This is a genomic window from Streptococcus sp. A12, from assembly GCF_905372335.1.
Classification (GTDB): domain Bacteria; phylum Bacillota; class Bacilli; order Lactobacillales; family Streptococcaceae; genus Streptococcus.
Window position 1 is genome coordinate 1 of the sequence record NZ_CAJPOU010000016.1, and the last position, 23210, is coordinate 23210.

Sequence of the window (23210 nt, forward strand, 5' to 3'; positions counted from 1 at the left end):
AAAAGCTGATGAATTCAGCGTAGTAGAGCCCACTCAACCACTGCGTCTTGCTCGACTATCCAAAGACAATTGAGAGGCTAGGACTTTTGTCCCACTCTCTTCGTCACATATTGTTCAACTGGATAATCTGCTGAATCTAAGCGTAGGTTGCCTCCTGCCACTAGTTGGGCTAGATGCCAACCAATGAGGGGACCTGTTGTGAGGCCGGACGAACCTAGGCCACTGGCGACATAAATACCAGCTTGATTGGGAAGAGCCCCCCAGAATGGTGAAAAGTCACTGGTGTAGGCCCGTGTACCCACGCGCTCGCCGACAACTGTCGCTTGAGCTAGTTCTGGATAGTAGGCCAAAGCTTCTGTTTCCATCTGATTGAGCAGAACTTGATCTACCGTCAGGTCAAAGCCCATCTTATTCTCATGAGTGGCTCCCATACTGATCTTGCCCTTTTGGAAGGGAATGATATCCATCTCTCCTTCCGGCATGACCACGGGATAATCATCAGTAACTAAGTCTAGCTGATAATCCCGCAACTGTCCTTTTTGAGGACGGACATCAACTTGGTAACCAAGTGGCTCGAGCATTTGCCCCAGCCAGGCTCCTGTTGCTAGGATGACTTGGTCATAGCTTTCTCCTTCAATCTGATAGCCATCACTTGAGACTGAGAGAGCAACCTCTTCCTTGATCACTCTTGCGCCACTGGCTTTAAGAAGGGTTTCCGTCAGAAGCGCTCCCTCTACATGGGCTCCACCTGATGCATAGAGCAGCTTCTCAAAACCTTGCAGCCCTGGGAATTGCTGGGCCACCTCTTCTTTGGTTAAAATCGCCAAGTCTCCAATCAAGGGAGATTCTTCCCGACGGCTCAGCGCCAACTGATAGAGTTCGTCTAATTTCTCCTCCTTTTTCTTGAGGAGATAGACACCGGTCTGCTGGTAAAAATCTGTTTTAATTCCGTCCTTGGCCAGGTCTTCTACCAATTCTTGGTAAAAATCAGCTCCCAGACGAGCGAGGCGATACCAGGCCTTGTTCCGCCGTTTGGAAAACCAAGGGCTAATAATGCCTGCCGCTGCCTTAGTTGCTTGGCCGACTCCATGGTCATAGACAGTCACATCCACTTGTGCTTCTTTGGATAAATAATAGGCTGCAGTGGATCCTACGATCCCTGCACCGATAATGGCTACTTTCATCATGACCCCTTAGATATGGTAAAAAGGATTGGTGCTGGCTTGACTGCCAATCACTTCAATCTCCCAGGCTTCCTCATCCTTCCACTGGTTAAGCTTTTCTACTAATTTTGACACAAAAAGAACTTCGATATGGTGTCCTGGATCCAAGGCCAAGAGGCCATCGCTCAGCATGTCCTGAGCCGTGTGGTAGTAGATATCTCCTGTGATATAGACCTCAGCTCCCTTAGCAAGAGCATCCTTGTAAAAGGACTGGCCACTTCCTCCACAGATAGCAACACACTCAATGACCCATTCCAAATCAGCCTGGTCATAATGAACCAAGCGCAAAGCATCTAAGCCAAAGGTTTCTTTGACCTTGCTAGCCAACTGGCCAAAGGTTTGGGCAGACACCTGACCGATCCGGCCGATTCCGATTCCTTCTCCTGTCATGCTGAGGGGCTCTGTATCTTCAATATCCAAAAGCTGGCAGAACCAATCGTTGAGACCATCTGGGACAATGTCAATATTGGTATGGCTGACATAGACTGCGATATCATGCTTGATCAGGTCAATATAGATCTGATTTTGAGCCCGATCGGCTACCAAATCCTTGATGGGACGGAAAATGGGCGCGTGCTTAACGATGATCAAGTCCACCCCATGGGCGATAGCTTCAGCCACCGTCTGCTCGCGGATATCTAGGGCTACCATGACCTTATGGATGTCTTTTTGCAGCGTGCCGACCTGTAGACCACAGACATCTCCCTCCATAGACAATTCCTGAGGACAGTAGGCTTCATAGCGTTTGATAACTTCACTTGCTAACATGTAGAACCTCCTTGATTTGTGCGATGCGCTCTTCTAACGATGCTCTAGCAGATTGATTCTCAACTGGGACCTGCTCCAAGGCAAAGGCTAATTTCTCTACTTCCTTGGACCACTTTTGGACAAAGGCTGGAGCTTGTTCCCGCATCAAATGGGGACCAAAACGCAGTTCCTTAGCTGTCAACTCTTGAGTACTCTGTTCCACCACAAGGATCTCATAGAACTTCTCATTTTCTTCCAAGATAGCTTCATCAACAATGCGAAAATCATGGTTTACCAACCAAGCCCGCAGTTCATCTTCTCGATTATTGGGCTGGAAGACCAAGCGAGAGACACCAGCTAATTTCTCAAAACCTGCCGCTAGGATATCTGCAATCAAGCGTCCTCCCATGCCTGCAATAGTAATACAGGAAATGCCATCTGTTGGTTCAAATGCAGCCAAACCATTGGCCAGACGGACCTCAATCTTGCTCTCTAAGCCATTATCGGCGACATTTTGGAGGGCAGACTGATAAGGCCCATCAACCACTTCACCAGCGATAGCGGCCTCAATCTTACCTTCTTGTAAGAGGGCGATTGGCAGATAAGCATGGTCACTCCCTACATCCAACAGACGCGCTCTAGCTGGGACGAAGCTAGCCACCAAGTCCAAGCGATTTGATAATTTTGTAAATTCCATGTGCAACTTTCTAAACTTTTATTCCATCCTTTAGTATACCATGTTTGCACCATTAAAAAAAGGCGCAACGGCGCCTATTCAAATTGCTTCTAAATTGTTTAGCTAGATATATATTTTGAGAAATCTCTTATTTTTGGAGCTCCAAAAATACGTATTGAGTTTTCTGCAGTGAGAAAAGTGCATGAAACTTTTTGTTTCATGCACTCAGGAGTTTTAAAAGTAAAACAGTTCGGGGAACTGTTTTAGCCTGAGCCTAAAAATTGAAAAGCGAAGGGGTTCAAAACGAATTGAACACGGGCTGTGGCTCGTGTCAAAAAGATAAGTTTTCCTAGAATCCAAAATTTCTTCGTCAAACTTCCTATTTTGACTTTATCCGCAGACGACCTTTGTATCTTGATTTAGTCATGGAACTTCTATGAAGTTCGCTGACGTCCGAACTCACCTAAAGAAAATCTCAATACAATTGAGTTATCTATGCTTAGACTTTAGTCAATTTCCTTATAGTCCACTTCCAAGCCTCGTTGCACAGCTGGGCGATTGGCGATTTTCTCTGTCCAGGCTTGCAAATGCTTGTATTCCTTCACATCTAGGAAAATTCCGGCACGGTCCCAGACCTTGTCTTGGGCTAGACGGCCATACCAAGACCAGATGGCGATATCTGCAATGGTATAGTCATCTCCTGCAATATAAGGTTTAGTCGCCAATTCCTTATCCAGTAAGTCTAATTGGCGTTTAGCTTCCATAGCAAAACGGTTGATGGCATACTCGATTCTTTCAGGTGCATAGTGGAAGAAATGGCCAAAGCCTCCACCTAAAAATGGCGCAGCCCCTGTCTGCCAGAAGAGCCAGTTGAGCACTTCTGTCCGTTTAGCTGGATCAGTCGGGATCAATTTGCCAAATTTCTCAGCTAGATACAAGAGAATATTGGCTGATTCAAAGACCCGAATGTCTTGGTCGCCTGATTGATCCAACATGGCTGGAATTTTTGAGTTGGGATTGATGGCTACAAAGTCACTGCCAAATTGATCTCCCTCACCAATCTTGATGCGATAAGCGTCGTAGCCTGCATCCACTCCCAGCTCTTTCAATTCCTCCAGCATAATGGTTACCTTAATCCCATTTGGAGTTGGAAGGGTATAGAGTTGGAAAGGCTGATCCCCTTTTGGAAGAGTTTGTTCAAAGCGGGCACCTGCTGTTGGTTGGTTCAAGCCACCCCAGGCTCCTCCCATCTGGTTCGGTGCTTCCCATACTTCTGGTAATTGATAATCTGACATCTCTTTTCTCCTTTGTCTATGTTACTACTAGCATATCAAATCCTGCCTCTAGTTTCAAAAATCTGCTACACTAGCTTTACTTGACTTTTCTTGGCAAAATGATAGTATAGAAAAAATACATTTTGAAGGAGAAAAAACATGTCCACGATCGACTTTCATAGTTTGGCAAAGACAGAACTACACTGCCACTTAGACGGTTCCTTGTCTCTTCCGACCATTCGCCAATTGGCAGCCATGGCCAATATTGACCTTCCTGCTAGTGATGAAGAGCTCAAGCACCATGTCACTGCACCTGCCCACTGTGAGAATCTTTTGGACTATTTGGAGGCCTTTGACTACATTCGCCCTCTTCTTCAGACCAAGGAAGCCTTGACCCTTGCTGCTTATGATGTGGCCAAGCAAGCTGCTTTGGAAAATGTCGTCTACATTGAGGTGCGCTTTGCCCCAGAATTGTCCATGGACCAAGGGCTCACTGTCCCAGAAACTATCGATGCTGTCTGTGAAGGACTACGCCAAGCCCAGGATGAATTTGACATTGTCTCGAAAGCCCTGGTTTGTGGTATGCGCCAGTCTGATCAAGAACTCACTTCTCACATCCTGGCAGAAGCTAACCAGGTTAGAAATCAGGATTTTGTTGGTTTTGACTTCGCTGGGGATGAGCACCACTATCCACCACAAGCTATTGATGCCCTCATCCAACAGGTCAAAAGTTACAACCGTCCCATGACCCTGCATGCTGGCGAGTGCCACTGTCCAGCCAACGTCGCTCAATCCATGGCCTATGGCATCAAACGAAATGGTCACGTGACCTTGCTAGCGGATGAACCAAAGCTTCTAAAAGAGTTTGTGAAAAATGGGGTCACCGGTGAGCTCTGTTTAACTAGTAACCTTCAAACCAAGGCAGCTGCCACTGTGGCGGACTTCCCTTACCTCAAAATGAAGGAAGCTCAGGCCCATATCAGTATCAACACCGATAACCGGACCGTCTCTGATACGGATTTGACCAAGGAATATACCCTCTACCATCGCCACTTCCATACGACGCCAGTCGACTTTTACCAGCACAATGTCGATGCTATCCAAGCTTCCTTTGCTAGTGATGAGGAAAAGCAAGAACTCCTCACCAAACTAGAAAAAGCTTACGCTGACTATTTATAAACGAAAAAAACTAGCACTCAAATAAGTGCTAGTTTTTTTAATCTTTCCACAAATCCATCGCCTGTAAGAAATCATCTGAAACTGTGACATTTTCAGGCTGAAGGGCTTCCCGTTCTTGTTGTTTGATTTTTAATTGTGTCAAACTGGTAATCCCCTCCCGTCGCCAATTGCGCAGGATGGCCTGGATGTATTTCCAGTGAGGCTTGCCATTAAAGACAGCTTCTCTCAAGGCAGCCTTTACAATATCAGGGTCTGTTTGATCCTGCTTGACTGTCTGCGTCAAATCTTCGATTTCAAATGGCGTCAATAAACGTCCCAACTCCTGCTCAAAGGTTTTGACCAAATCAGCCAGTTCATTCTCTGCTTGCTTGTCTTGCCCGCGCTGTGCTACTTCTGTCTTGCTTTGAAGCAAGTCATCCAAGCGCTCGAGGGCAACAGTCGCATCAAAAAGAACTTCAATCTCGCCATCTAACTCAATGGTCCGATATTGGAGCAACCCTTGGTTGGTCAGGCGAGACATGGACTGGTTGACTTCTGTGACCGATTTACCGATTGCATCTGCAATTTGATTAGGTGTGAGGCTGGATTGGTTGGTCGTGTTTTGCAAATAAAAGAACTGCCAAACCAGAAAATCCTCTGCGTCTTTAAATAAATGCTGATAATGGAAAAGTAAGGCACTTGGTAAAACCAAATTGCCCGACTTAAATGCTTGTGAATATGTCATACTACCCCTTTATAGGTAACCATAAAATGAAATATCTTTTTCTAACTCCTCCAAACGATAAGGAGTTTCTTGGTAAACTGCATAATTGATCCAATTACTAAAGAAGTTGGCTGCCGCTAAGTTCCACCGCATCCGTGGGTCACGACTACTGTCATCCTGATCGTAATAATTCTTTGGAAGATCTGGATTCAAGCCTGCTTTGACATCTCTCTGGTATTCCTTGGCCAAGGTATCACGGTCATATTCCAAATGGCCAAAACTATAGACCTCTCGAAGGTCTGGACTGGCCAGGATGGATAATCCTACTTCACCCCCCTGAGCCAGGACTTGCAAGTTGCTCTTGTCTAGCACTTCCTTGAGGGGGACATCTGTATAACGTGAGTGAGGGGCCAAAAAAGCATCGTCAAAGCCACGCATCAAGCGACTCTGCGGATTCATAACTGTTTGCTCATAGATCCCAGATAGCTTGTCGCAGAGGGCTACTTTTTCAATCCCATAGCGGTAATAGAGACCAGCTTGGGCTCCCCAACAAAGATGCAAGGTTGAAAAAACATGGCGTTTCGACCAAGCAAAAACCTTTGTTAGCTCCTCCCAGTAATCCACTTCCTCAAAGGCTAATTTCTCTACGGGAGCTCCCGTAATAATCAAGCCATCATAATAGTTCTCTTTAATATCCTCGAAGGATTTGTAGAAGACTTCCATATGTTCTGCCGCTGTCGTCTTAGACTCATGGCTGGTCATATAGAGGAAATCCACATTGATCTGCAAGGGAGTATTGGCCAGGAGGCGTAAGAGTTGAGTCTCAGTGGCTACCTTAGTCGGCATGAGATTCAAAATCAGAACATTCATCGGACGAATATCTTGGTGAGTTGCCCGAATATCATCCATGACAAAAATATTTTCTGAGCGAAGAATATCAACTGCTGGTAATTTCTTATCTAAGGTAATTGGCATAAAAAGCTCCCATCTTATAAGTTGTTACCTCTTATTATAAGACAGGAGCATATAGTTTTCAATTATGGTTTTTCTCTATCTAGATATAGCTCTAAACTATATTAGTAATGCATCAAGACCTTGTAATCGTAGTCACCGATAGCTTCGCGGCCTTTGAGATCATCGAGCTCAATCAAGAAGGCACAACCTGCAACCACTCCACCAAGTTTTTCGATCATTTCGATGGTTGCTTTAACCGTACCACCTGTTGCCAAGAGGTCATCGACGATGAGAACGCGTTGACCTGGTTTGATAGCATCGGCGTGCATGGTCAAGGTATCCACACCGTATTCTTTTTCGTAGTCCGCTGAGATGACTTCACGTGGCAATTTGCCAGGTTTCCGAACAGGCGCAAAACCAATACCGAGCTCGAAAGCGACCGGACATCCAACGATGAATCCACGCGCTTCAGGGCCGACAATCATGTCGATTTTCTTATCGGTTGCGTATTGAACGATTTCACGAATCGCATAACTATAAGCATTGCCATCTGCCATTAAAGGGCTGATATCACGGAAGGTAATTCCTTCTTGTGGATAGTTCTCAATGCTTGCAATGTAATCTTTTAAATTCATTTCTAACTTCTTTCAAAATTTATGTTTACATTTCATTATACCATGAAAATTTATGAGATGCACTTGAAAGTCTTAAAAAAGCATACTTTAGTGTAATTGTTGACAAAACCTTACTTATCATCAGAAAGCAAATAATTATAAATTTCTTGCACAGATCCTAGGGCCATGAGTTCCTGGTCTTTGACCGTCTGCACCAAGTCCTGATAAACGGAACTAGAGGCAATCTCCTTCTTCTCTGCATCCTTGTTGACCGTCATGATGCCATTTTCAATCTGGACAAAGCCCAACTCTTGGAAGATTTGGATCATCTTGATCAACAAAACTTGTGGAATCTTGAGGTAGTCAGATAGTTGGCTGAGCTTATGGCGAATATCAAACTCAGGGAACTGATACAACGTTTTGTAGAGTTTAGCATACTGATCACGACTGCCGTAGCCTGTCAGGTAATAGGCCTTGTCTAGTTCATTTTTAAAATAGACCGCTTGGAAGCTCTGTTCTTGGAAGAAGGCTTTTAAGTCAGCCAGATCATCCGGTATGCGATCGATGACAATGGCTGGGGAATCAACCACTCCTTCTAACTGACTAAAGAGTGGGATGGCTGGTGGGAGAGGAGCATTTTTCCCTCGGATATTGTAGAGCTGTACTCCTTCTACACGGGCGTCCACGACCATCAGTTGCAGGGTGGTCTGTCCATTCCACTGATTGACGGACAAGGATACCACCAACTCCAAGTTTTTCGCTTGGGAGTACTCCAATTCCAAATGGCCCTGGCCAAAAGCCACCACATCAAAATGGGCATCGCCTTTTTGAATCTTCAACTTCAGATGGCTATTACCAGCCCCCATGGTCCGACTAGACTCCACTTGAAAATCACGAATGTAAAAGACAGGTTTATTATGGTCCATCCCAAAAGGAGCGAGACGGTCAAAACTCTTCAAGGTATCCAAGGTCAGCTCTTCTAGATCCAACTCCTCATCCACAAAGAGGGTGGATTTGGCCGTCAGGTCAATCCCTTTTTCTACAATATAGTTAGAAAAAATCTCAGTCAGACGAGGAAGCTTGTCAACTTCCAGAGTCATACCAGCTGCACCCGCATGGCCTCCAAAGGCGATAAAGAGATCCCGATGGGGATCTAGGGCTTCAAAAATATGGACACTTTCGGGACTTCGTGCACTTCCCTTGGCCTTGCCTTGGTCTATGGTGAGGACGATGATGGGCTGATGAAGCTCTTCAAGTAGACGACCGGCCACGATCCCTAAGACACCAGGATTCCAGCCTTCCTTGGCCAAGATTTGAACAGGAAGACTTGGGTCGACCATGGCTTTGGCTTCATCATAGATGGCTTGGACGATCTCCTTGCGCTCTTCATTCTTGGCTTGAATCATCAGCGCAATTTCCAGCGCTTCTTCGTCGTCAAAGCCCGTCAAGAGCTCGACCGCTGGATTTGGGTCATCCAAGCGACCCAGCGCATTGAGACGAGGGGCAATCTGAAAACCAACCGTTTCTTCATTTACATCTTGAGGAGCGATGGAGGCCAGCTTGAGCATTTCCTGGAGACCGATCCGTTGGGTTTGACGAAGGACACCTAGGCCATACTTGACTAGGGTGCGGTTCTCGTCTGTCAGACTGACCATATCCGCAATGGTCCCAATGGCAACCAGATCAAGGAAATCTAGGGGCACCTCTTCTAGGAGGGCACAGGCCAACTTAAAGGCAACCCCACAGCCCGCTAGGTGCTTGAAAGGATAGTCGGCATCTGGATGCTCGGGGTGAATGATGGCATAGGCATCGGGCAAGACTTCTGGCATGGCATGGTGGTCGGTCACAATAACATCTACTCCCATGCTTTGGGCCATGTCAATGGCTTCATGACCAGCTACACCATTGTCCACCGTGATGATAAGGGAAATCCCCTGCTGTTCAATAAAATACTTGTAGACACTGGCATTGGGACCGTAGCCATCCGTAAAGCGGTTGGGTAGATAGACGGTTACTTCCGCCCCCATCTGCTCCAGGGTTTCCTTCATAATAGAAGCGGCCGTCATCCCGTCCGCATCATAGTCCCCATAAACTAGGATTTGTTCATAGTCTTCAATGGCTTGGCGAATGCGATCCACTGCCTTGTCCATATCGTGAAACAGGTAGGGATCATGCAGATCTTCTAGCCGAGGTTCAAGAAAACGATCCAGCGCCTCTTCCGTCTGGATCCCTCGTTCTCCCAGTAACTTGGCTGCAGATGCTTCTAATCCTCTCTTCTTTGCTTGCGCCAAAAAAGTATCATCTGAAAAGGGCGTAGCAAACTGCCATTCATATTTTGACGTGATCATCTGTTTTTCTTTTCTCCCTGTCATCTAGTCTTCTTATTATAACATGAATTATTTTTTCAAATGCGAAAAAATGATTTTACAGAAGAAATGAAGAAAGGATTCCCTATCCGGAAATCCTCTCCATCAAATTTTATAAATCATCCCTGTACAGGCTTGCTCTGACAGTTCGACAAAGCCCAGCGATTGGTAAAAAGCTAGATTTTTCTCGCTCCGTTCAGTGACAAGAAGCCGTTGATAGACATTAGGAAAGGTCGCTAAAGCCTCTTCTAGGAGTTTCTTTCCGATGCCTTGGAGCTGGTAATCTGGTCGCACCAAGAGATCTTGCACCAACAGGACCGAGTGACCATCTCCTACCAAGCGAATGTAAGCGACGAGCTCTTTCTCATCATAGACGACCAACTGCCAGAGGCTGGCTTTGACAGCTTCTTCCAGCATAGCTGGGTTGCTGGTATAATTGGTCCAGCCAACAGAGCCGTACAGTGCGACTAGGTCTGCCATCGCTGGAATCTCTTGTTTGTACTCTAACATCTTAACTCCTTTTTAACCTATAGTGCTGGAAGAAGGCCATATCCCGATAAGGGGAGTCCTGACAAACAGCCCGCTCCATCTGAAGCATAGACTCTCGCCAGCCTTCTTGGCCTTTGAAGCGATTGTCCTGTAAGCCATAAAAGACACGAATTCCTTGGTAGTCCTGAATTTCGAGGGCTAGATCTTCTACTGCTGCACCGAGATCATAGGCCTGGGCCAAGCCCATGGAGTGGGTTTCCAGATCTTGGCCGGCTAAGAGATCAAGCGCCTTCTGAGGATCATTTTCAAAGACGACAGTCTGCAGGACGCGGCCAACTTCATTGTGCTTGACAATGGAGAGCAGGCCACCTGGTTTCAAGAGGCGGGTGAATTCCCTGAGAATCACCTTGCGATCCTCCACATACTCCAAGACATTGTGGCAGAGGATAACATCAAAGCTGGCATCTTCAAGACTTGCTAACTGGTCCAGACTCCCGACGAATTGCTGATAGGGATGGTCCTGGCCCCGCAATGCCACCATTTCCTCATTTGGTTCCACAGCAAGGACTTCATTGTCTTGTGCCAGGTGGTTGGCCACGAGACCAAAGCCACTGCCGAAATCAAGCACCCGCTTACCTTTGATGTCCTGTAATTGTTCAAAAAGGATATCATAATAGATCTGTCCCCAGGGTTGCTGGAGGTTTTCTAAATAGGCTTGAATATTTGTGGCCATCTATCTCCTCCTATTTGAAATTAAACATCTTGCTAGCCAGCTTGTCTGAGATGCGTGGGAAAATGGTATAGAGCTTGTGGGTCAGGTTCAAAAGCCAAGGAAGATTAAGCTCACGTTTTGGTTTTCCAAAGTGTTTGACAATTTTCTTGGCCACAAAGTCTGGTTCCAAAATATAGCGATCCACAGCTTTGACATAGCTTCCGTCTGGGTCTGCCTGGTCAAAGAAAGTGGTCCGAATGGGTCCTGGATTAACCGTCGTCACATGAACACCAAAGGGCATGAGTTCCAAGCGCAGGGCATTGGAGAAGCCAATGGCTGCAAACTTGGTGGCTGAATAAAGGCTAGATTTAGCAGTTGCAACTAATCCCGCCATGCTGACGATGTTAACAATGTGCCCCTTGCCTACTGTCTTCATGCGGGCACCCATCAAGCGTGAAAGGTTCATGAGGGCAAAGGTATTGACTTCAAACATCTCTCGCACCTGCTCGTCAGAAACGCGATCAAAGGTCTCAAAGATCCCATAGCCTGCATTGTTGACCAAGACATCAATCTGCCCATAGCGCTGATAGAGCTCTTCTACCAAGCCTTTGACTGCTGAGTAATCCGTGATATCGATCCCAATGCATTCGGCTTGAGGATGGTCAGCATAGAGTTGTTCCAGTTTTTCTTGATTTCTGCCTAAGAGAATGAGCCGGTCCTCAGGAAGGAGCTTGACCATTTCTTGTGCCAAGCCTCCACTTGCTCCTGTGATGATGATAGTTCGCATCTTAGATCTCCACTTCTTCCAAGTCCTTGACCACATGGACCTTCTCAAACACAGTCGCAGCATCCTTACGCAATTGACTGACGTCCTTGGAGAGGAAGCGGGCACTGATATGGTTGAGTAGAAGGCGTTTGGCTCCTGCTTCACGCGCCACTTCTGCTGCCTGCATATTGGTCGAGTGGCCATGCTTACGAGCAATCTTCTCATCGCCCTTGCCATAGGTAGACTCATGCACGAGAACATCGGCATTGACGGCAAGTCTAATGCTGGCATTGGTCTTCCGGGTATCGCCCAAGATGGTGATGATCTTACCCGGTCGAGGGGCTGAGATATAATCCGCAGCAATGATCTTGGTACCATCTTCCAGGGTAACATCCTGCCCATTTTTGACCTGGCCAAAGAGTGGTCCAAATGGAACCCCTGCTGCCTTGAGCTTGTCTGCGTCGAGGGTCCCCTCCAAATCCTTCTGCATGACCCGGTAGCCGACACAGAAAATGGTGTGGTCCAAGGCCTCGGCATAGACCGTGAACTTATCGGTCTCCATGATTTTCCCAAGTGAACCTTCATCGAACTCATGAAAATGGATCTTGTAAGGCAGGCGTGAACCGGAAACTCGAAGGCTGGTCAAGACAAAGGATTTGATCCCAACCGGTCCATAAATCTCTAGATCAGTCTGGTCTTCATTGGCCTGAAAGGCGCGGCTAGAGAGGAAACCTGGCAAGCCAAAGATATGGTCCCCGTGTAAGTGGGTGATAAAGATCTTGCTAACTTTTCGAGGACGGATGCTGGTTTCTAATATTTGGTTTTGTGTCCCTTCTCCACAGTCAAAGAGCCAAACTTCATTGATCTCATCCAAGAGTTTGAGCGCTAGACTTGAGACATTACGAGATTTGGACGGCTGGCCCGCACCCGTTCCTAAAAATTGAATTTCCATTGTATTCTTTCTAACTTATATAGATCATAGCGGTCCGATTTTTCGATCGAACGGCGATTTTTCCTGGGTAGGCCCTAGCCAATTGGGCCAATTCGTCCTGGTTGTAGCCAGTCAGGCGGATGCTGCCATCTGCTAACTCTTCAAATTGAGACAAAGCTGACAATTCCTTGGTCTCCACCACCTCTCGATCCGTAACATGGCGCATCAAGATCAATCCTTCCTCTTCATAAACGAGGTAGTGAGGAAAGATTTGCGCAATCTCAAACAAGAGATCCATGCTGATAACTTCTGCTTGCTGGGCAAAGACTTGAGCCAATCCTTTCTCTCGGTAGCAAAAGCCATAGGCCTTGCCAGACAGATTGAGACGGACAAAGGGTTTGTCCTCCTCGAAGCTGGGACTCGTCTGATAGAGATCAAAGGCCTCAGTGACTTGTTCATAATAGTCTGTTGCCGCTTCAGGACTCTTCTTTTGGTAAAGCTCAGCGAAGTAGGCATTGATGACACTGGGCGGTGGCGTGATAAACTGGAGCTTTTGCTCTTCTGTCAATCCCGCTAAGACCCGCTCCAAATAGACCTTGTCGAGACTGGTATAGCCACCATAGCTGAGGGCGATATTAAGATAATCCATGATGATAAAACTCCTCTAGTCTCCATGCATTTTTGGGGGCGATGTAGCCTGTTATGACCTCACCAGTCTCCTCATAGGAACGCTCAGCCAATATGGCAATGGTCTCCAATTCATGGATGCGGTAGGCTTGATCAAAAGGAACCTGAATCGTAAAGGGATGGAAGAGCTCCTGCATCTTTTCAAGTAGAATGTCCTGCAGTTTAGTCCGACTATCGGGATCCTTGGCCGAAACCAGACGATAAGGTGTCTGGGTCGGTGTAAAGTCCGCGACTTTATCAGCTTTATTGTAGAGAGTCAAGCGTGGAATCTCCAACATCTCCAAATCCTTCATAATCTGAAGAACTGTTTTTTCATGCTCTTCATGATTGGGATCAGAGGCATCAATGACATGGACCAAGAGATCCACATTCTTGCTTTCTTCCAGGGTCGACTTAAAGCTGGTCACCAACTCTGTCGGTAAGTCCTGAATAAAGCCGACTGTATCTGTCAGAGTTACTTGTAGATTGCCTGTTAGATGAATGCTCTTGGTGGTCGCATCCAAGGTCGCAAAGAGTTCATCTGCCTCGTATTGGGTCTTACTGGTCAAGGCATTCATAATGGTTGATTTGCCAGCGTTGGTATAGCCGATCAAGCCAATCTTAAAGATGGGGGATTCTAGGCGTTTTTCCCGTACCACTTCACGGTTCTTTTCGACCACCTTGAGTTGACGCTCGATATCGGTGATTTGATTGCGGACACTCCGGCGGTTCAACTCCAACTGACTTTCTCCCGGTCCACGGGAACCAATCCCCCCGGCCTGACGGCTGAGCATGATCCCTTGACCCACGAGACGGGGTAAGAGGTACTTGAGCTGGGCCAGATGAACCTGGAGCTTTCCTTCGTGGCTTCGTGCCCGCATGGCAAAAATATCCAAAATTAACTGCATCCGGTCGATGACCTTTACACCTAAGATTTCTTCTAAATTCACATTCTGGCGAGGGGTCAAACGGTTGTTAACGACAACAGTTGAAACCTCATCCGCATCGACCATTTGAGCAATCTCTTCTAGCTTTCCAGAGCCGACAAAAGTCTTGCTATCGTACTTTTCTCTCTTTTGGGTGTAGATCCCTACGACTTCTGCTCCGGCTGTCTTGGCTAGACTGGCCAACTCCTCCATGGACATGTCAAAGTTCTCCATGCCTTGGAGCTCGACACCAACAATGAGGACCCGCTCCTGTTTTTTCTCAGTTTCTATCATTTAAAAATCTTTCTATATCTTGAAGAACCCGCTCCTTGAAGCCTTCTTCTCCAATCTGGTAAAAATGAACTGTCATCCGATTGCGGAACCAGGTCAACTGGCGCTTGGCAAAACGGCGCGTATTTTGCTTGAGCTGTTCAAGAGCCTCTTCTAAACTTTGCTCCCCCTTGAAATAAGGAAAGAGCTCCTTGTAGCCAATCCCTTTCGCAGCCTGAACCTCAGGATGGTTGTCATAGAGCCACTGGGCTTCTTCTAACAAGCCCTGCTCAACCATGAGATCCACCCGTCGATTGATGCGGTCATACAAGGCTTGGCGATCATCGTCTAGACAGATGATATAGGGTTCATAGGCTGGAGCTTGATTTTCCAAGTCCTGACCGAAATGGGCGATTTCCAAGGCCCGCATTGCTCGTCTACGATTGATCTGCGGAATTTCAATTCCCTCTTTTGCTACTCGGTCAAACAGTTCTTCATCAGTGAGAGGGGACAAGGACTCCCGATAGGATAGAATGTCCTCGTGGGCAACATCTCCTCCTAGGTGATAACCTTCTAAGAGACTTTGAACATAGAGGCCTGTCCCTCCAGCAATAATAGGAAGGTTCCCCCGTCCTTGAATCTCCTCGATGGCTTGGCTGGCTTCTGTTACAAAATCATAGGCCGAGTAAGTCTCTGTCACCTCGCGGACATCGATCAGATGATGGGGAGCTGCTGCCTGCTCTTCTGGGCTAGCCTTGGCCGTTCCAATATCTAGAGTGCGGTAGACCTGCTGGCTATCTCCGCTGATGACCTCCCCCTGAAAGCGCTGGGCCACCTCGATAGCGAGGGCTGTTTTCCCAACAGCGGTCGGTCCCACTATCACTATTATCTTGTTTTTCATCGTTTTTCCTTGCAAAAATCGCATTTTTTCGTTACCATATATTATAACATAAAAATTTAAAGTTCTAAAAAGGAGAAATTCTCATGGCTAAAGGATTTGGTAAAGGTTTTGTTACTGGTGTTGCTGGTACAGTTGCTGCTGTAGCAGGTGCAGTTTACACATTCAAGAAAAAAGTAATCGAGCCTGAAGAACAAAAAGCAGCTTTCATCGAAGAAAACCGCAAAAAAGCAGCACGTCGTCGTGTATCGCACTAATCAAACGAAAAAACTCCGGTTTCCCGGAGTTTTTTTAGATTAAAAATAAATTCTTCTGAAAAACTTTCCTTAGGTGAGTACGGACGTCAGCGAACTTCAAAGAAGTTCCATGACTTAGTTTCGAGCCTAAGGTCTCAAAACTACCGAATTCCTGAAACACATTTGTTTCAGGAACTTTTCTCACGGCGGAAAGTTTTGACTTGCTTAAAATCTTAATTAATAAATAATTTTTTGAAAAAAATTATCTAGTTAGTTAATGTAAAAATAGTTTTTTTGTGCTCTTATCGTTCTTTCAACATCTTGGTCGCAAGGTCTAGCATCTCTACCGCCTTTCGGTAGTGCTCGTCCAACAAATCGTAGACGGCATCTTCCGATAAGACGCCACAGTAGACTTCTTCAGGGAAGTCTGGCTGATTGGACAATTCGACATCGTCCATGTAGACCTGGCTAGTGTAGTAATTGCGAAGGGCGATATAGTTAGATTGGCCAGTTTCCACCCGTTTCAAACATGCTTCAAGCTCTTGGATTAAGCCTTGGTAGGTGTTAAGATGACCTTCCATCTCTTTGATACGTTCAATTGGGGTCATGATGGATCCTTTCTATCTGCTAGAGAAACGACTTGCAGCTGCTCGCCACCCAGTAAAATCAAATAGGATTCAACCTGGTCCACAGCATATGAGCGACGGAGGGCTTCTGCATAGAGTTCCAGTTGGGCTTGGTAGCGATCCAGCAATTCTTGAGGATTCCTGTAACGGTCTGTCTTGTAGTCAAAGAGAAGGATCCAGTCTTCCAACAGTAGGTAGCCGTCTAAGATCCCCCGGACCACAAAGTCCTGGCCACTAGCTGGATCTGTCTTGAGCATGGCAAAGGGCGCTTCACGATGGACCTTGTCGTACTCTTTGAGCAAGAGTTGGCCCAAGTCGGTCTGGAAGAAGGCCAAAACCTTCTTGAGGTCGATTCGCTTCTTGACAGCTGGGCTGGCATTGACTTCTTGGAGAACCATTGCTAAGCTCTCCATGGTTGGAATCGTCGTCAATGGGATCCGTTGCATCAGTTCGTGCAGGGCACTACCAACTGCTGCCCCAGTCACAGCTTCTTCCTTGCCAAAGGTTGGAAAGTCAAAGCTTGGTAAGGCAAGATCCGCTTTTTCCATGAAGTCCACTCCTTCGATATCTTGGATAGGTTCATAGAATTTCTTGATTTGGCTCGGAGTCCGCACACTCGGAAGTTGAATGGCTGCTTGGTACTGGGTGTTGAGCCGGTCCACTGATTCTAAAACGTCTAAGGCCCGGCGGATCTCTTCTGATTGGCGGTTATCCTTGAGGTCATCGACTGGGAGGGAGGTCTTCAACTCCAAGTAACCGATTTGTTCCGGCGTCAAGTCCTGGTCGGTCACAAAGCGGGTCTGATAGGCCAAGTGTTGCTGGGCAAAGACTGCTTGAATGGCATAGAGCCAGTCTTGGAAACAATTGATCTCCTTACGAAGAGCTGGGCTCAAGCGTCCATTGACACTGGCTCCCCATTTTTTCTCTTCTAACTTATCCTGCCGGCCCTTGCCCACCAGATAGAGCTTGCGCTCTGCCCGGGTCATAGCGACATAGAGGAGGCGCATCTGCTCCGACAAGGCTGCTAGACGAATTTCCTCGACATTCCGCTGGTAAGGCAGGGTCTCAATGATCAAGCGTACCGACTCGGGAAGTCCCTCTTGATCAGACTCGACGGGGAGATTCGCAACATACTTGATCCCGACCCCATTTTTCCGACTGATGACAGCATTGGTGGAAAGTTCCTTGCCGACAAACTTTTTGTCAGTATTGAGGATAAAGACATAAGGAAACTCAAGCCCCTTGCTCTTATGGATGGTCATGAGTTGGACAGCATCCTTAGGAACTGCCTGGGCGACATTAGCCAAGTCGTGCTGATTTTCCAAAATCTTATCAATCATGGAAATAAAGCGAGGCAACCCCTTGAAGCTAGAGCTTTCGAAATCATTTGCACGAAGGGTCAAGGCATAGAGATTGGCCTGCCGTTGGGCTCCATTTGGCAGGGCACCCACATAATCATAATAGTGGCGATCTTGGTAAATCTTCCAGAGCAGGTCATAGAGAGAATGCGTCTGAGCATAGTCACGCCAGGCATCCAGTGTCTCCATAAAGCGGGTGAGCTTCTCTCTCAAGCTGGAATCGATCAAATGAGGAGCACTTCCCGTCTGGTCTAGGGCGTGTTGCAGTTTCTCATAGAGATTCTCTGCTTTCTTGCCTTCAACTCCCTGTAAGGCTAAACGAGCCAACTGGTCCTCATCAAACTCAAACATGGCTGATTTCAGGAGGGCCACCAAGGGATAGTCTTGTAAGGGATTGTTAATGGTCCGGAGGGTGTCCAAAAGGACCATGACTTCAACGGACTGGAGGTAGTTTTCCTCTCCTCCATCTGCAACGATAGGAATCTGATAGGCTTCAAAGGATGAAAGCACCTTGTCGTTGCGAGTCCGAGAAGCCGTCAAGAGTGTGATATCCTTAAAGGAAACCCCTTCTTCATTGTGGAGGCGGATGATCTCCTTGATGACCAAAAGGACTTCACCTGAGGATAGGCTATCCCCTTCTTGCTCATCTTCTTCAGCTTCTTCAGCCGCATCCTGACTGCCATCGTAGAGCAGGAACTCTGTTTCATAGGCAGGTGTCGGCTCTTTCTTCTCCGGATTACCCGCAATCAAGCGGTGGCTCTGGTCATAGCGGATCTCTCCAACTTCCTCATCCATGAGCCGTTCAAAGACATGGTTGGTCGCCTCTAAGACTTCTACATGGCTACGGAAATTCTCCTTGAGTAGGATCAACTTACCATCAGCCCCTTCTTCTTGGTAGGCCTTAAACTTGTCATTAAAAATCTGAGGATCCGCCTGACGGAAACGGTAGATGGACTGCTTGATATCTCCCACCATGAAGCGGTTGTGGCCGTTAGACAAGAGCTCCAACATCCGCTCTTGGGTGTGGTTGGTATCCTGGTACTCATCGACCATGACCTCGTGGTAGCGCTCCTGATAGAGACTGCGGATATGAGGGAATTCTTCAAGGATCTGGATAGCAAAATGGCTGATGTCGCCAAATTCAAAGGCATTTTCCTGCGTCTTGCGCTCCAAATAAGCGGTGGAGAAAGCTTGGACAAAGTCCCTGAGCAAGACCAGCAAAGGCAAGGGTTCATCCTTGAAGCGAATCTGATAGGTTAGTTGATAGTGCTGGGAAGCTGCAGCCCGCAAGGCTTCGATGCGTTCTTTTCGTTCGTCATTGAAGGCCGTAGCTAGCTCTTTCAGGTCCGCTTTTCGTGTCGTAGTGGTCAGACTTCGTCCTCCGCTGGCACGGGAGATCAAGACCACCCGCTCTAAGACCTCAAAGATGGCTTCCTGGCTGGACTGCTCATTGAGACTAGCAATTAAGTCTTGAATAGCGGTGACATTCTCTTGGTACTTGGCCCCTGAAAAGGCTTGACCTTCATTGACCAGGTGGAAGGTAAAGAAAGATTCCAGTTCAAAGAGCTGCTCTTTTACCTCTTGGGCCAACTGGTCCAAGGCTTCATCATAGTCCAGGTCCTGATAGCCTTTGAGGAAGGAATCCTCTAGCCAGGCTTGAGGATCCGCAGTGGATTGGAGGAAGTCTACCAGGGCATAAACCTGGTCCTTAAAACCAGCTAGCGACTTGCCCTTTCCTGTAAAGTTCTTGACCAGACGACTAAAGAGGCGGTCAGGCCCTTGCTCCTCATAAAAGCGTTCAAAGACTTGTTCAAAACAGTCATTCTTGAGTAAATACTGCTCGCTCGCGCTTTGGAGGATGCGGAAGGTCGGGGAGAGGCCTAATAAATAGCCATATTTAAAGACCAATCGCTGCGTAAAGGCATCCATGGTTCCGATATCACTAGTTGGTAATTCTGCAATTTGTTGGGCCAAGTGGTGCTTGAGCTCCTCATTCTGGCTAGCCTTGAGGCTCTTCTCCAACTCTTTTTCTAACCGTTCCTTAAGCTCGGTTGCTGCTTTGACAGTAAAGGTTGAGATGAACAATTGCTGGATGGAAATCCCCCGATGCAACTGATCCAGGATCCGTTGAACCATGACGAAGGTCTTCCCAGAACCAGCCGAAGCTGAAACCAGGATATTGGTCCCTGATGAATAGATGGCTTCTATCTGCTCAGGGGTCCGTTTTTGTTCCTTGTCAGACTGGGCCTCCTGAACTTGGAGGTCTTGAATCTGCTTGGGACTTAAAAATTCAATTGGTTTCATTGATTCAATTCCTCCTTCATTTTTTCTATCCAGGCCTGGCGGAGCTTGTCACCGACTGGGCGTTTCTCGTACTGACTTGGATCCAATTTCTCCAAGAAGCGGGCTTGTCCTAGGTGGAGATTGGCTTCAAATCCTGTAATCGATTTGTACTGTTCTACATAGGGAGCAATGCTTCTTCCATTTTCAGTATAAGGGTTGATAGCAAAGTTACCCGACAAAATGCCCTCGGCTGCCTCTTGATAGAGATGGGCATTGTAGAGCAAGAGCAGGTCTAGCTCCTCTTGACTCAGGAGCATGGCCTTGTTTTTCTCATAGTTCTCATCAAGTTGGCTAGCCTGATCTGCCAAGAATAGACCCTTGTATTGCTGGGTTTTTAGAACGGCTTGGATGGCATCATCGACCGCCTTGGTATCCTTGAGAGGCACCAAAGGATCCACCATCTGCAAGTACATGGCTCCAAAAATCCCCTTGTCAGGATCAAAGGCCTGAAAGTCTTTGATAGCGGACAGATAGGTTGGTAACTGGGAGTTGAGGCCATTATAGAACTTCTCAAAGTTAAACTTGGTCTCACTAGACTTGTAGTCCACCACTCCCAAGGCTCCTGTGTCAGACAGCCGGTCAATCCGGTCGACCTTGCCCTTGACAAAGAGCGGACGACCATCTTCTAGGGTTAAGAAGGGACGATCTGCCTGACCGAAGAGAGCTTCTTCTCCAATGGTTTCAATGCGATCATTGTGAGCAAGGACACGCCCAGTTGCTCGAGCTGTATCCAAGAGCAATTCTTTTGAAAAAGCGGCTATGGCATTCTCCTGATAAAGGAGGGCGAACTCTGTCTCCTGGCTGGTTTCGCTAATGGCCTTGTTCAAGCGCTCATCAAAATCTTCTTCTGAAGGATCTTTTAGCACCCGTTCAAAAATTCGGTGCAAGAAATTCCCATGGCTTCTCGCGTCTGGGCGCAAGTGCCACTCCTCCTGCAAACCTAGGACATAGTGGAGATAATAGCTGTATTGGTTTTGGTAGTAGGTGTTGAGGGCTGAGGCAGATAAAGACAAAGCCTGATCTTTAGGGTAAAGGGCTTCCAGCGTCTCATCCTCTAAAACCTTGGTTGTCAAGTTTTTGCTGATTTGCGGAATGTGCAAGCCTTCTGCATCTAGTTTCTTTCGAAGGACACGAATGGCAACTGCCCAGAAGGTCGCTTCTTCCTTGCTCAACTCCTGGTCAATTTCTCCCTGGTGCAATTCAATCAATCGAGCTAAGAGGGCCTGGTAAGACCCCATATCTTCACTAGAGGCTGTTGCCTTCTTCGAAATGACAGATAAATTGAGGGGTCCCTTGGTCAGCTCGAGCAAGTAAGGGGACATCTTGTCATCCACTTCATTGACTAAAATAGGACTGGACAAGACCAATTGTTTGGTGGCTGCATTGAAGAGGGACAGGGCGACGAAGCGATTCTTCCGTAAGTTGTCCTGACTGGCAATTTGGAGATTGGCCTGTTCGTCTGAGGCTTGGTTCAAGACCTGGCGCTCCTCATCCGTCAGCAAGGATTGGTCTTTGGCAATCTTAGGGAAGCGCTCCTGGGTCAAGCCGATGGCATAGACATAAGGCGCTGATAGAGGTTCGATCAAATCATAGGACTGAACCGTCACCACATCGACAGTCGCAGGGACCGTCCGATAGCTTGCCAACAACATTCCTGATAAGAGGATGCTTAGGAAATCATCCAAGGTCACCTTTATCTGTTCAAAAACTTGGGCAAATTGCTCTAGTACATTGCTAAAGGACTTCCAGACCTGGTCATAGCGTTCCATCTCCTGCTCCGAACCACGACTGGCCAAGTTTTGCATCTTTTGAGCCAACTGGGCATCTTGGCAAAACTGGGCAAACTTCTTCAGTAGCCCCTGGCTAGTCTGACTCTTAGTCTTATAAAATTCCTGCAGGGGACTGATGACTTGCTGGCGAATCTGATTGAGACGCTCTAGGTCAAATTTGTCCTGGTAGTTTGCTGTAAAGTCACGAGAAAAGGCAGCCAGACCCTTGATCTCTGCAAAGCGAACATATTGTTCGAAATGGTCAATATCCTCTCGTGTCAGCGTCCCATAGAGCCCAGTCTTCAAGAGATTGACCACATCCTCGGTCAAAAACCGGTAGCGACGAAGACGGTCCAAGGATTCCACCCATTGGACCAGGGGATGCTGGGCCATGGATTCACTCTTTCCAAGATAGAAAGGAATCTGGTACTGGTCAAAGATGGTCTTGAGCTGGAGCTGATAAGCATCCACATCTCCCAAGAGGACCCGAATGTCTTTGTAACGCGCGCCCTCATACAAATGTTGGCGAATAGAGCGAGCGACGGCTTCTAGCTCTTCCTTTTGATGGTTGCAGGTCCAAATCTCTACAGCTTCTCGATCTTGATCAGACAGCTCTACATCGACTTCTGTAAAGTCATAGCGAGCTTCCAAGATCCGCGTCATCCGGCTAAAGGCATCCTCTTTTCCTTGACCGACGTAGCTTGGTGTGACCTGGTAGGTCCTAGCCAAGTCTAGCAAGAAATCCACACTGGCCTGGTAAAGATTCCCCTCTCGAAAGTTCGAGCGATAGGCCTTCTCACTGGCATAGGCCCCGATAATAATCTCGACGCCCTTGTCATGCAGCAAATGAACTAGGTAGTCCTCCTCGGCTGAGAAACGAGTAAAGCCATCAATCACTAAGGCCAAATCCTTTAACTCCTCATCCAAATCTCCCTTGATAAGGTGAGAGGCAAAACTAGCCAACTTAGACTCAGACTCAAAGGCGCCTGCAACTAACTGGTCTTGGACAGTCTTCAAAATATGGACCAAGTCTTCTCTCTTTTCCTGATCTGGCAAGGCATCCAAGTCGGATGCTGTCATTTGGGCAGGCTGCAACTCATGAAAGAGTTGAATCAATTGTTGGATAAACTGGGAATCCTTCTTGAGACGGGCATAGACCTTGAGCTCTTCATCTGGCATCTGAGAAAGCACCTTAAAAAAGAGCATGCCGAGACCGATATCATCGAGCGACTCCTGTTGATGACTTTCATTGAGGGTAAAATAGCGTGCCATCTGGGCAAAGCGCGTAATGGTAATGGCAAAAGAAGCCTTCTGGTCCAGGAGTTGCAAGACCTTGCCTTCCTTTTCGAAGGACAGGGAGTTGGGTGCGATATAAAAGACCCGCTTCCCTTCAGCAACCAAGCTATTGGCTTCATCCACCAAGACCTGGGTTAAAGGCGTTCGAATATCTGTATAGACTAATTTCATAATGTTAGGATTCCTGT

General features: G+C 47.2%; 20 protein-coding genes. 2 read left to right on the top strand and 18 right to left on the bottom strand.

Annotation, left to right across the window (positions count from 1 at the left end; all coding sequences use genetic code 11):
* Window positions 1-77 precede the first annotated feature (77 nt).
* The 4 genes from QZ158_RS03570 to yghU form a co-directional block, all read right to left on the bottom strand.
* Complete coding sequence (locus QZ158_RS03570; RefSeq protein WP_293874861.1) at window positions 78-1187, bottom strand: FAD-dependent oxidoreductase; 1110 nt, start codon at window positions 1185-1187, stop codon at window positions 78-80.
* Between the two features lie 6 nt (window positions 1188-1193).
* Window positions 1194-1991: a Nif3-like dinuclear metal center hexameric protein gene (locus tag QZ158_RS03575; RefSeq protein ID WP_293874864.1), complete on the bottom strand. Its 798-nt coding sequence runs from the start codon at window positions 1989-1991 to the stop codon at window positions 1194-1196.
* Window positions 1978-2667, bottom strand: a complete 690-nt coding sequence (locus QZ158_RS03580) for a tRNA (adenine(22)-N(1))-methyltransferase TrmK (protein ID WP_293874867.1) — start codon at window positions 2665-2667, stop codon at window positions 1978-1980. The genes QZ158_RS03575 and QZ158_RS03580 overlap by 14 nt, the downstream gene beginning before the upstream one ends.
* 485 nt (window positions 2668-3152) lie before the next feature.
* Complete coding sequence (gene yghU / locus QZ158_RS03585) at window positions 3153-3941, bottom strand: glutathione-dependent disulfide-bond oxidoreductase (RefSeq protein ID WP_293874870.1); 789 nt, start codon at window positions 3939-3941, stop codon at window positions 3153-3155.
* 138 nt (window positions 3942-4079) lie between these two features.
* Here yghU and add point away from each other — a divergent pair, with 138 nt between their 5' ends.
* Window positions 4080-5099 carry an adenosine deaminase gene (gene add, locus QZ158_RS03590; RefSeq protein WP_293874873.1) on the top strand — a complete coding sequence of 340 codons (1020 nt, stop codon included), beginning with the start codon at window positions 4080-4082 and terminating at the stop codon, window positions 5097-5099.
* 37 nt (window positions 5100-5136) lie between these two features.
* On the opposite strand, the gene QZ158_RS03595 is transcribed toward add, so the two are convergent.
* The 11 genes from QZ158_RS03595 to miaA form a co-directional block, all read right to left on the bottom strand.
* Complete coding sequence (locus QZ158_RS03595) at window positions 5137-5823, bottom strand: DnaD domain-containing protein (RefSeq protein WP_293874876.1); 687 nt, start codon at window positions 5821-5823, stop codon at window positions 5137-5139.
* 9 nt (window positions 5824-5832) lie between these two features.
* On the bottom strand, window positions 5833-6777 hold the full coding sequence (gene metA / locus QZ158_RS03600; RefSeq protein WP_293874879.1) for a homoserine O-succinyltransferase: 945 nt from the start codon (window positions 6775-6777) through the stop codon (window positions 5833-5835).
* A 101-nt stretch (window positions 6778-6878) separates the two neighbouring features.
* Entirely contained in the window at window positions 6879-7391 is a 513-nt protein-coding gene (locus tag QZ158_RS03605; protein WP_003002788.1) for an adenine phosphoribosyltransferase, read from the bottom strand.
* 110 nt (window positions 7392-7501) lie between these two features.
* Window positions 7502-9718, bottom strand: a complete 2217-nt coding sequence (gene recJ / locus QZ158_RS03610) for a single-stranded-DNA-specific exonuclease RecJ (RefSeq protein ID WP_293874952.1) — start codon at window positions 9716-9718, stop codon at window positions 7502-7504.
* Window positions 9719-9841: 123 nt separating this feature from the next.
* On the bottom strand, window positions 9842-10246 hold the full coding sequence (locus QZ158_RS03615; RefSeq protein ID WP_293874887.1) for a GNAT family N-acetyltransferase: 405 nt from the start codon (window positions 10244-10246) through the stop codon (window positions 9842-9844).
* Between the two features lies 1 nt (window position 10247).
* Window positions 10248-10958 (bottom strand): class I SAM-dependent methyltransferase, encoded by a 711-nt coding sequence (locus tag QZ158_RS03620; RefSeq protein WP_293874890.1) that lies wholly within the window; start codon window positions 10956-10958, stop codon window positions 10248-10250.
* Window positions 10959-10968: 10 nt separating this feature from the next.
* A complete protein-coding gene (locus QZ158_RS03625; protein ID WP_293874893.1) occupies window positions 10969-11724 on the bottom strand; it encodes an SDR family oxidoreductase in 756 nt (251 codons plus the stop codon).
* Window position 11725: 1 nt separating this feature from the next.
* Window positions 11726-12655 (bottom strand): ribonuclease Z, encoded by a 930-nt coding sequence (gene rnz, locus QZ158_RS03630; RefSeq protein ID WP_293874896.1) that lies wholly within the window; start codon window positions 12653-12655, stop codon window positions 11726-11728.
* A gap of 10 nt (window positions 12656-12665) precedes the next feature.
* The gene (locus QZ158_RS03635; RefSeq protein WP_293874898.1) at window positions 12666-13283 is read right to left on the bottom strand and encodes a cystathionine beta-lyase; all 618 of its coding nucleotides are present in this window, start codon (window positions 13281-13283) and stop codon (window positions 12666-12668) included.
* Entirely contained in the window at window positions 13270-14520 is a 1251-nt protein-coding gene (gene hflX / locus QZ158_RS03640; RefSeq protein WP_195562879.1) for a GTPase HflX, read from the bottom strand. The genes QZ158_RS03635 and hflX overlap by 14 nt, the downstream gene beginning before the upstream one ends.
* Entirely contained in the window at window positions 14507-15397 is an 891-nt protein-coding gene (gene miaA, locus QZ158_RS03645; protein WP_293874904.1) for a tRNA (adenosine(37)-N6)-dimethylallyltransferase MiaA, read from the bottom strand. The genes hflX and miaA overlap by 14 nt, the downstream gene beginning before the upstream one ends.
* Before the next feature lie 83 nt (window positions 15398-15480).
* On the opposite strand from miaA, the gene QZ158_RS03650 reads away from it, so the two are divergent.
* Complete coding sequence (locus tag QZ158_RS03650) at window positions 15481-15651, top strand: DUF3042 family protein (RefSeq protein WP_003002781.1); 171 nt, start codon at window positions 15481-15483, stop codon at window positions 15649-15651.
* A 281-nt stretch (window positions 15652-15932) separates the two neighbouring features.
* On the opposite strand, the gene QZ158_RS03655 is transcribed toward QZ158_RS03650, so the two are convergent.
* Genes QZ158_RS03655 through rexB form a run of 3 tightly spaced genes read right to left on the bottom strand, consistent with a single transcriptional unit; the run spans window position 15933 to window position 23193 of the window.
* A complete protein-coding gene (locus QZ158_RS03655; protein ID WP_293874913.1) occupies window positions 15933-16238 on the bottom strand; it encodes a DUF4298 domain-containing protein in 306 nt (101 codons plus the stop codon).
* Complete coding sequence (gene addA / locus QZ158_RS03660) at window positions 16235-19918, bottom strand: helicase-exonuclease AddAB subunit AddA (protein ID WP_293874916.1); 3684 nt, start codon at window positions 19916-19918, stop codon at window positions 16235-16237. Before addA ends, QZ158_RS03655 begins: the two co-directional genes overlap by 4 nt.
* The gene (gene rexB, locus QZ158_RS03665) at window positions 19915-23193 is read right to left on the bottom strand and encodes an ATP-dependent nuclease subunit B (RefSeq protein ID WP_293874919.1); all 3279 of its coding nucleotides are present in this window, start codon (window positions 23191-23193) and stop codon (window positions 19915-19917) included. Before rexB ends, addA begins: the two co-directional genes overlap by 4 nt.
* Window positions 23194-23210 lie beyond the last annotated feature (17 nt).

Coding starts and splice junctions, on each gene's coding strand:
- QZ158_RS03570 (WP_293874861.1), bottom strand. CDS start 1,187: ATGATGAAAGTAGCCATTATCGGTGCAGGGATCGTAGGATCCACTGCA.
- QZ158_RS03575 (WP_293874864.1), bottom strand. CDS start 1,991: ATGTTAGCAAGTGAAGTTATCAAACGCTATGAAGCCTACTGTCCTCAG.
- QZ158_RS03580 (WP_293874867.1), bottom strand. CDS start 2,667: ATGGAATTTACAAAATTATCAAATCGCTTGGACTTGGTGGCTAGCTTC.
- yghU (WP_293874870.1), bottom strand. CDS start 3,941: ATGTCAGATTATCAATTACCAGAAGTATGGGAAGCACCGAACCAGATG.
- add (WP_293874873.1), top strand. CDS start 4,080: ATGTCCACGATCGACTTTCATAGTTTGGCAAAGACAGAACTACACTGC.
- QZ158_RS03595 (WP_293874876.1), bottom strand. CDS start 5,823: ATGACATATTCACAAGCATTTAAGTCGGGCAATTTGGTTTTACCAAGT.
- metA (WP_293874879.1), bottom strand. CDS start 6,777: ATGCCAATTACCTTAGATAAGAAATTACCAGCAGTTGATATTCTTCGC.
- QZ158_RS03605 (WP_003002788.1), bottom strand. CDS start 7,391: ATGAATTTAAAAGATTACATTGCAAGCATTGAGAACTATCCACAAGAA.
- recJ (WP_293874952.1), bottom strand. CDS start 9,718: ATGATCACGTCAAAATATGAATGGCAGTTTGCTACGCCCTTTTCAGAT.
- QZ158_RS03615 (WP_293874887.1), bottom strand. CDS start 10,246: ATGTTAGAGTACAAACAAGAGATTCCAGCGATGGCAGACCTAGTCGCA.
- QZ158_RS03620 (WP_293874890.1), bottom strand. CDS start 10,958: ATGGCCACAAATATTCAAGCCTATTTAGAAAACCTCCAGCAACCCTGG.
- QZ158_RS03625 (WP_293874893.1), bottom strand. CDS start 11,724: ATGCGAACTATCATCATCACAGGAGCAAGTGGAGGCTTGGCACAAGAA.
- rnz (WP_293874896.1), bottom strand. CDS start 12,655: ATGGAAATTCAATTTTTAGGAACGGGTGCGGGCCAGCCGTCCAAATCT.
- QZ158_RS03635 (WP_293874898.1), bottom strand. CDS start 13,283: ATGGATTATCTTAATATCGCCCTCAGCTATGGTGGCTATACCAGTCTC.
- hflX (WP_195562879.1), bottom strand. CDS start 14,520: ATGATAGAAACTGAGAAAAAACAGGAGCGGGTCCTCATTGTTGGTGTC.
- miaA (WP_293874904.1), bottom strand. CDS start 15,397: ATGAAAAACAAGATAATAGTGATAGTGGGACCGACCGCTGTTGGGAAA.
- QZ158_RS03650 (WP_003002781.1), top strand. CDS start 15,481: ATGGCTAAAGGATTTGGTAAAGGTTTTGTTACTGGTGTTGCTGGTACA.
- QZ158_RS03655 (WP_293874913.1), bottom strand. CDS start 16,238: ATGACCCCAATTGAACGTATCAAAGAGATGGAAGGTCATCTTAACACC.
- addA (WP_293874916.1), bottom strand. CDS start 19,918: ATGAAACCAATTGAATTTTTAAGTCCCAAGCAGATTCAAGACCTCCAA.
- rexB (WP_293874919.1), bottom strand. CDS start 23,193: ATGAAATTAGTCTATACAGATATTCGAACGCCTTTAACCCAGGTCTTG.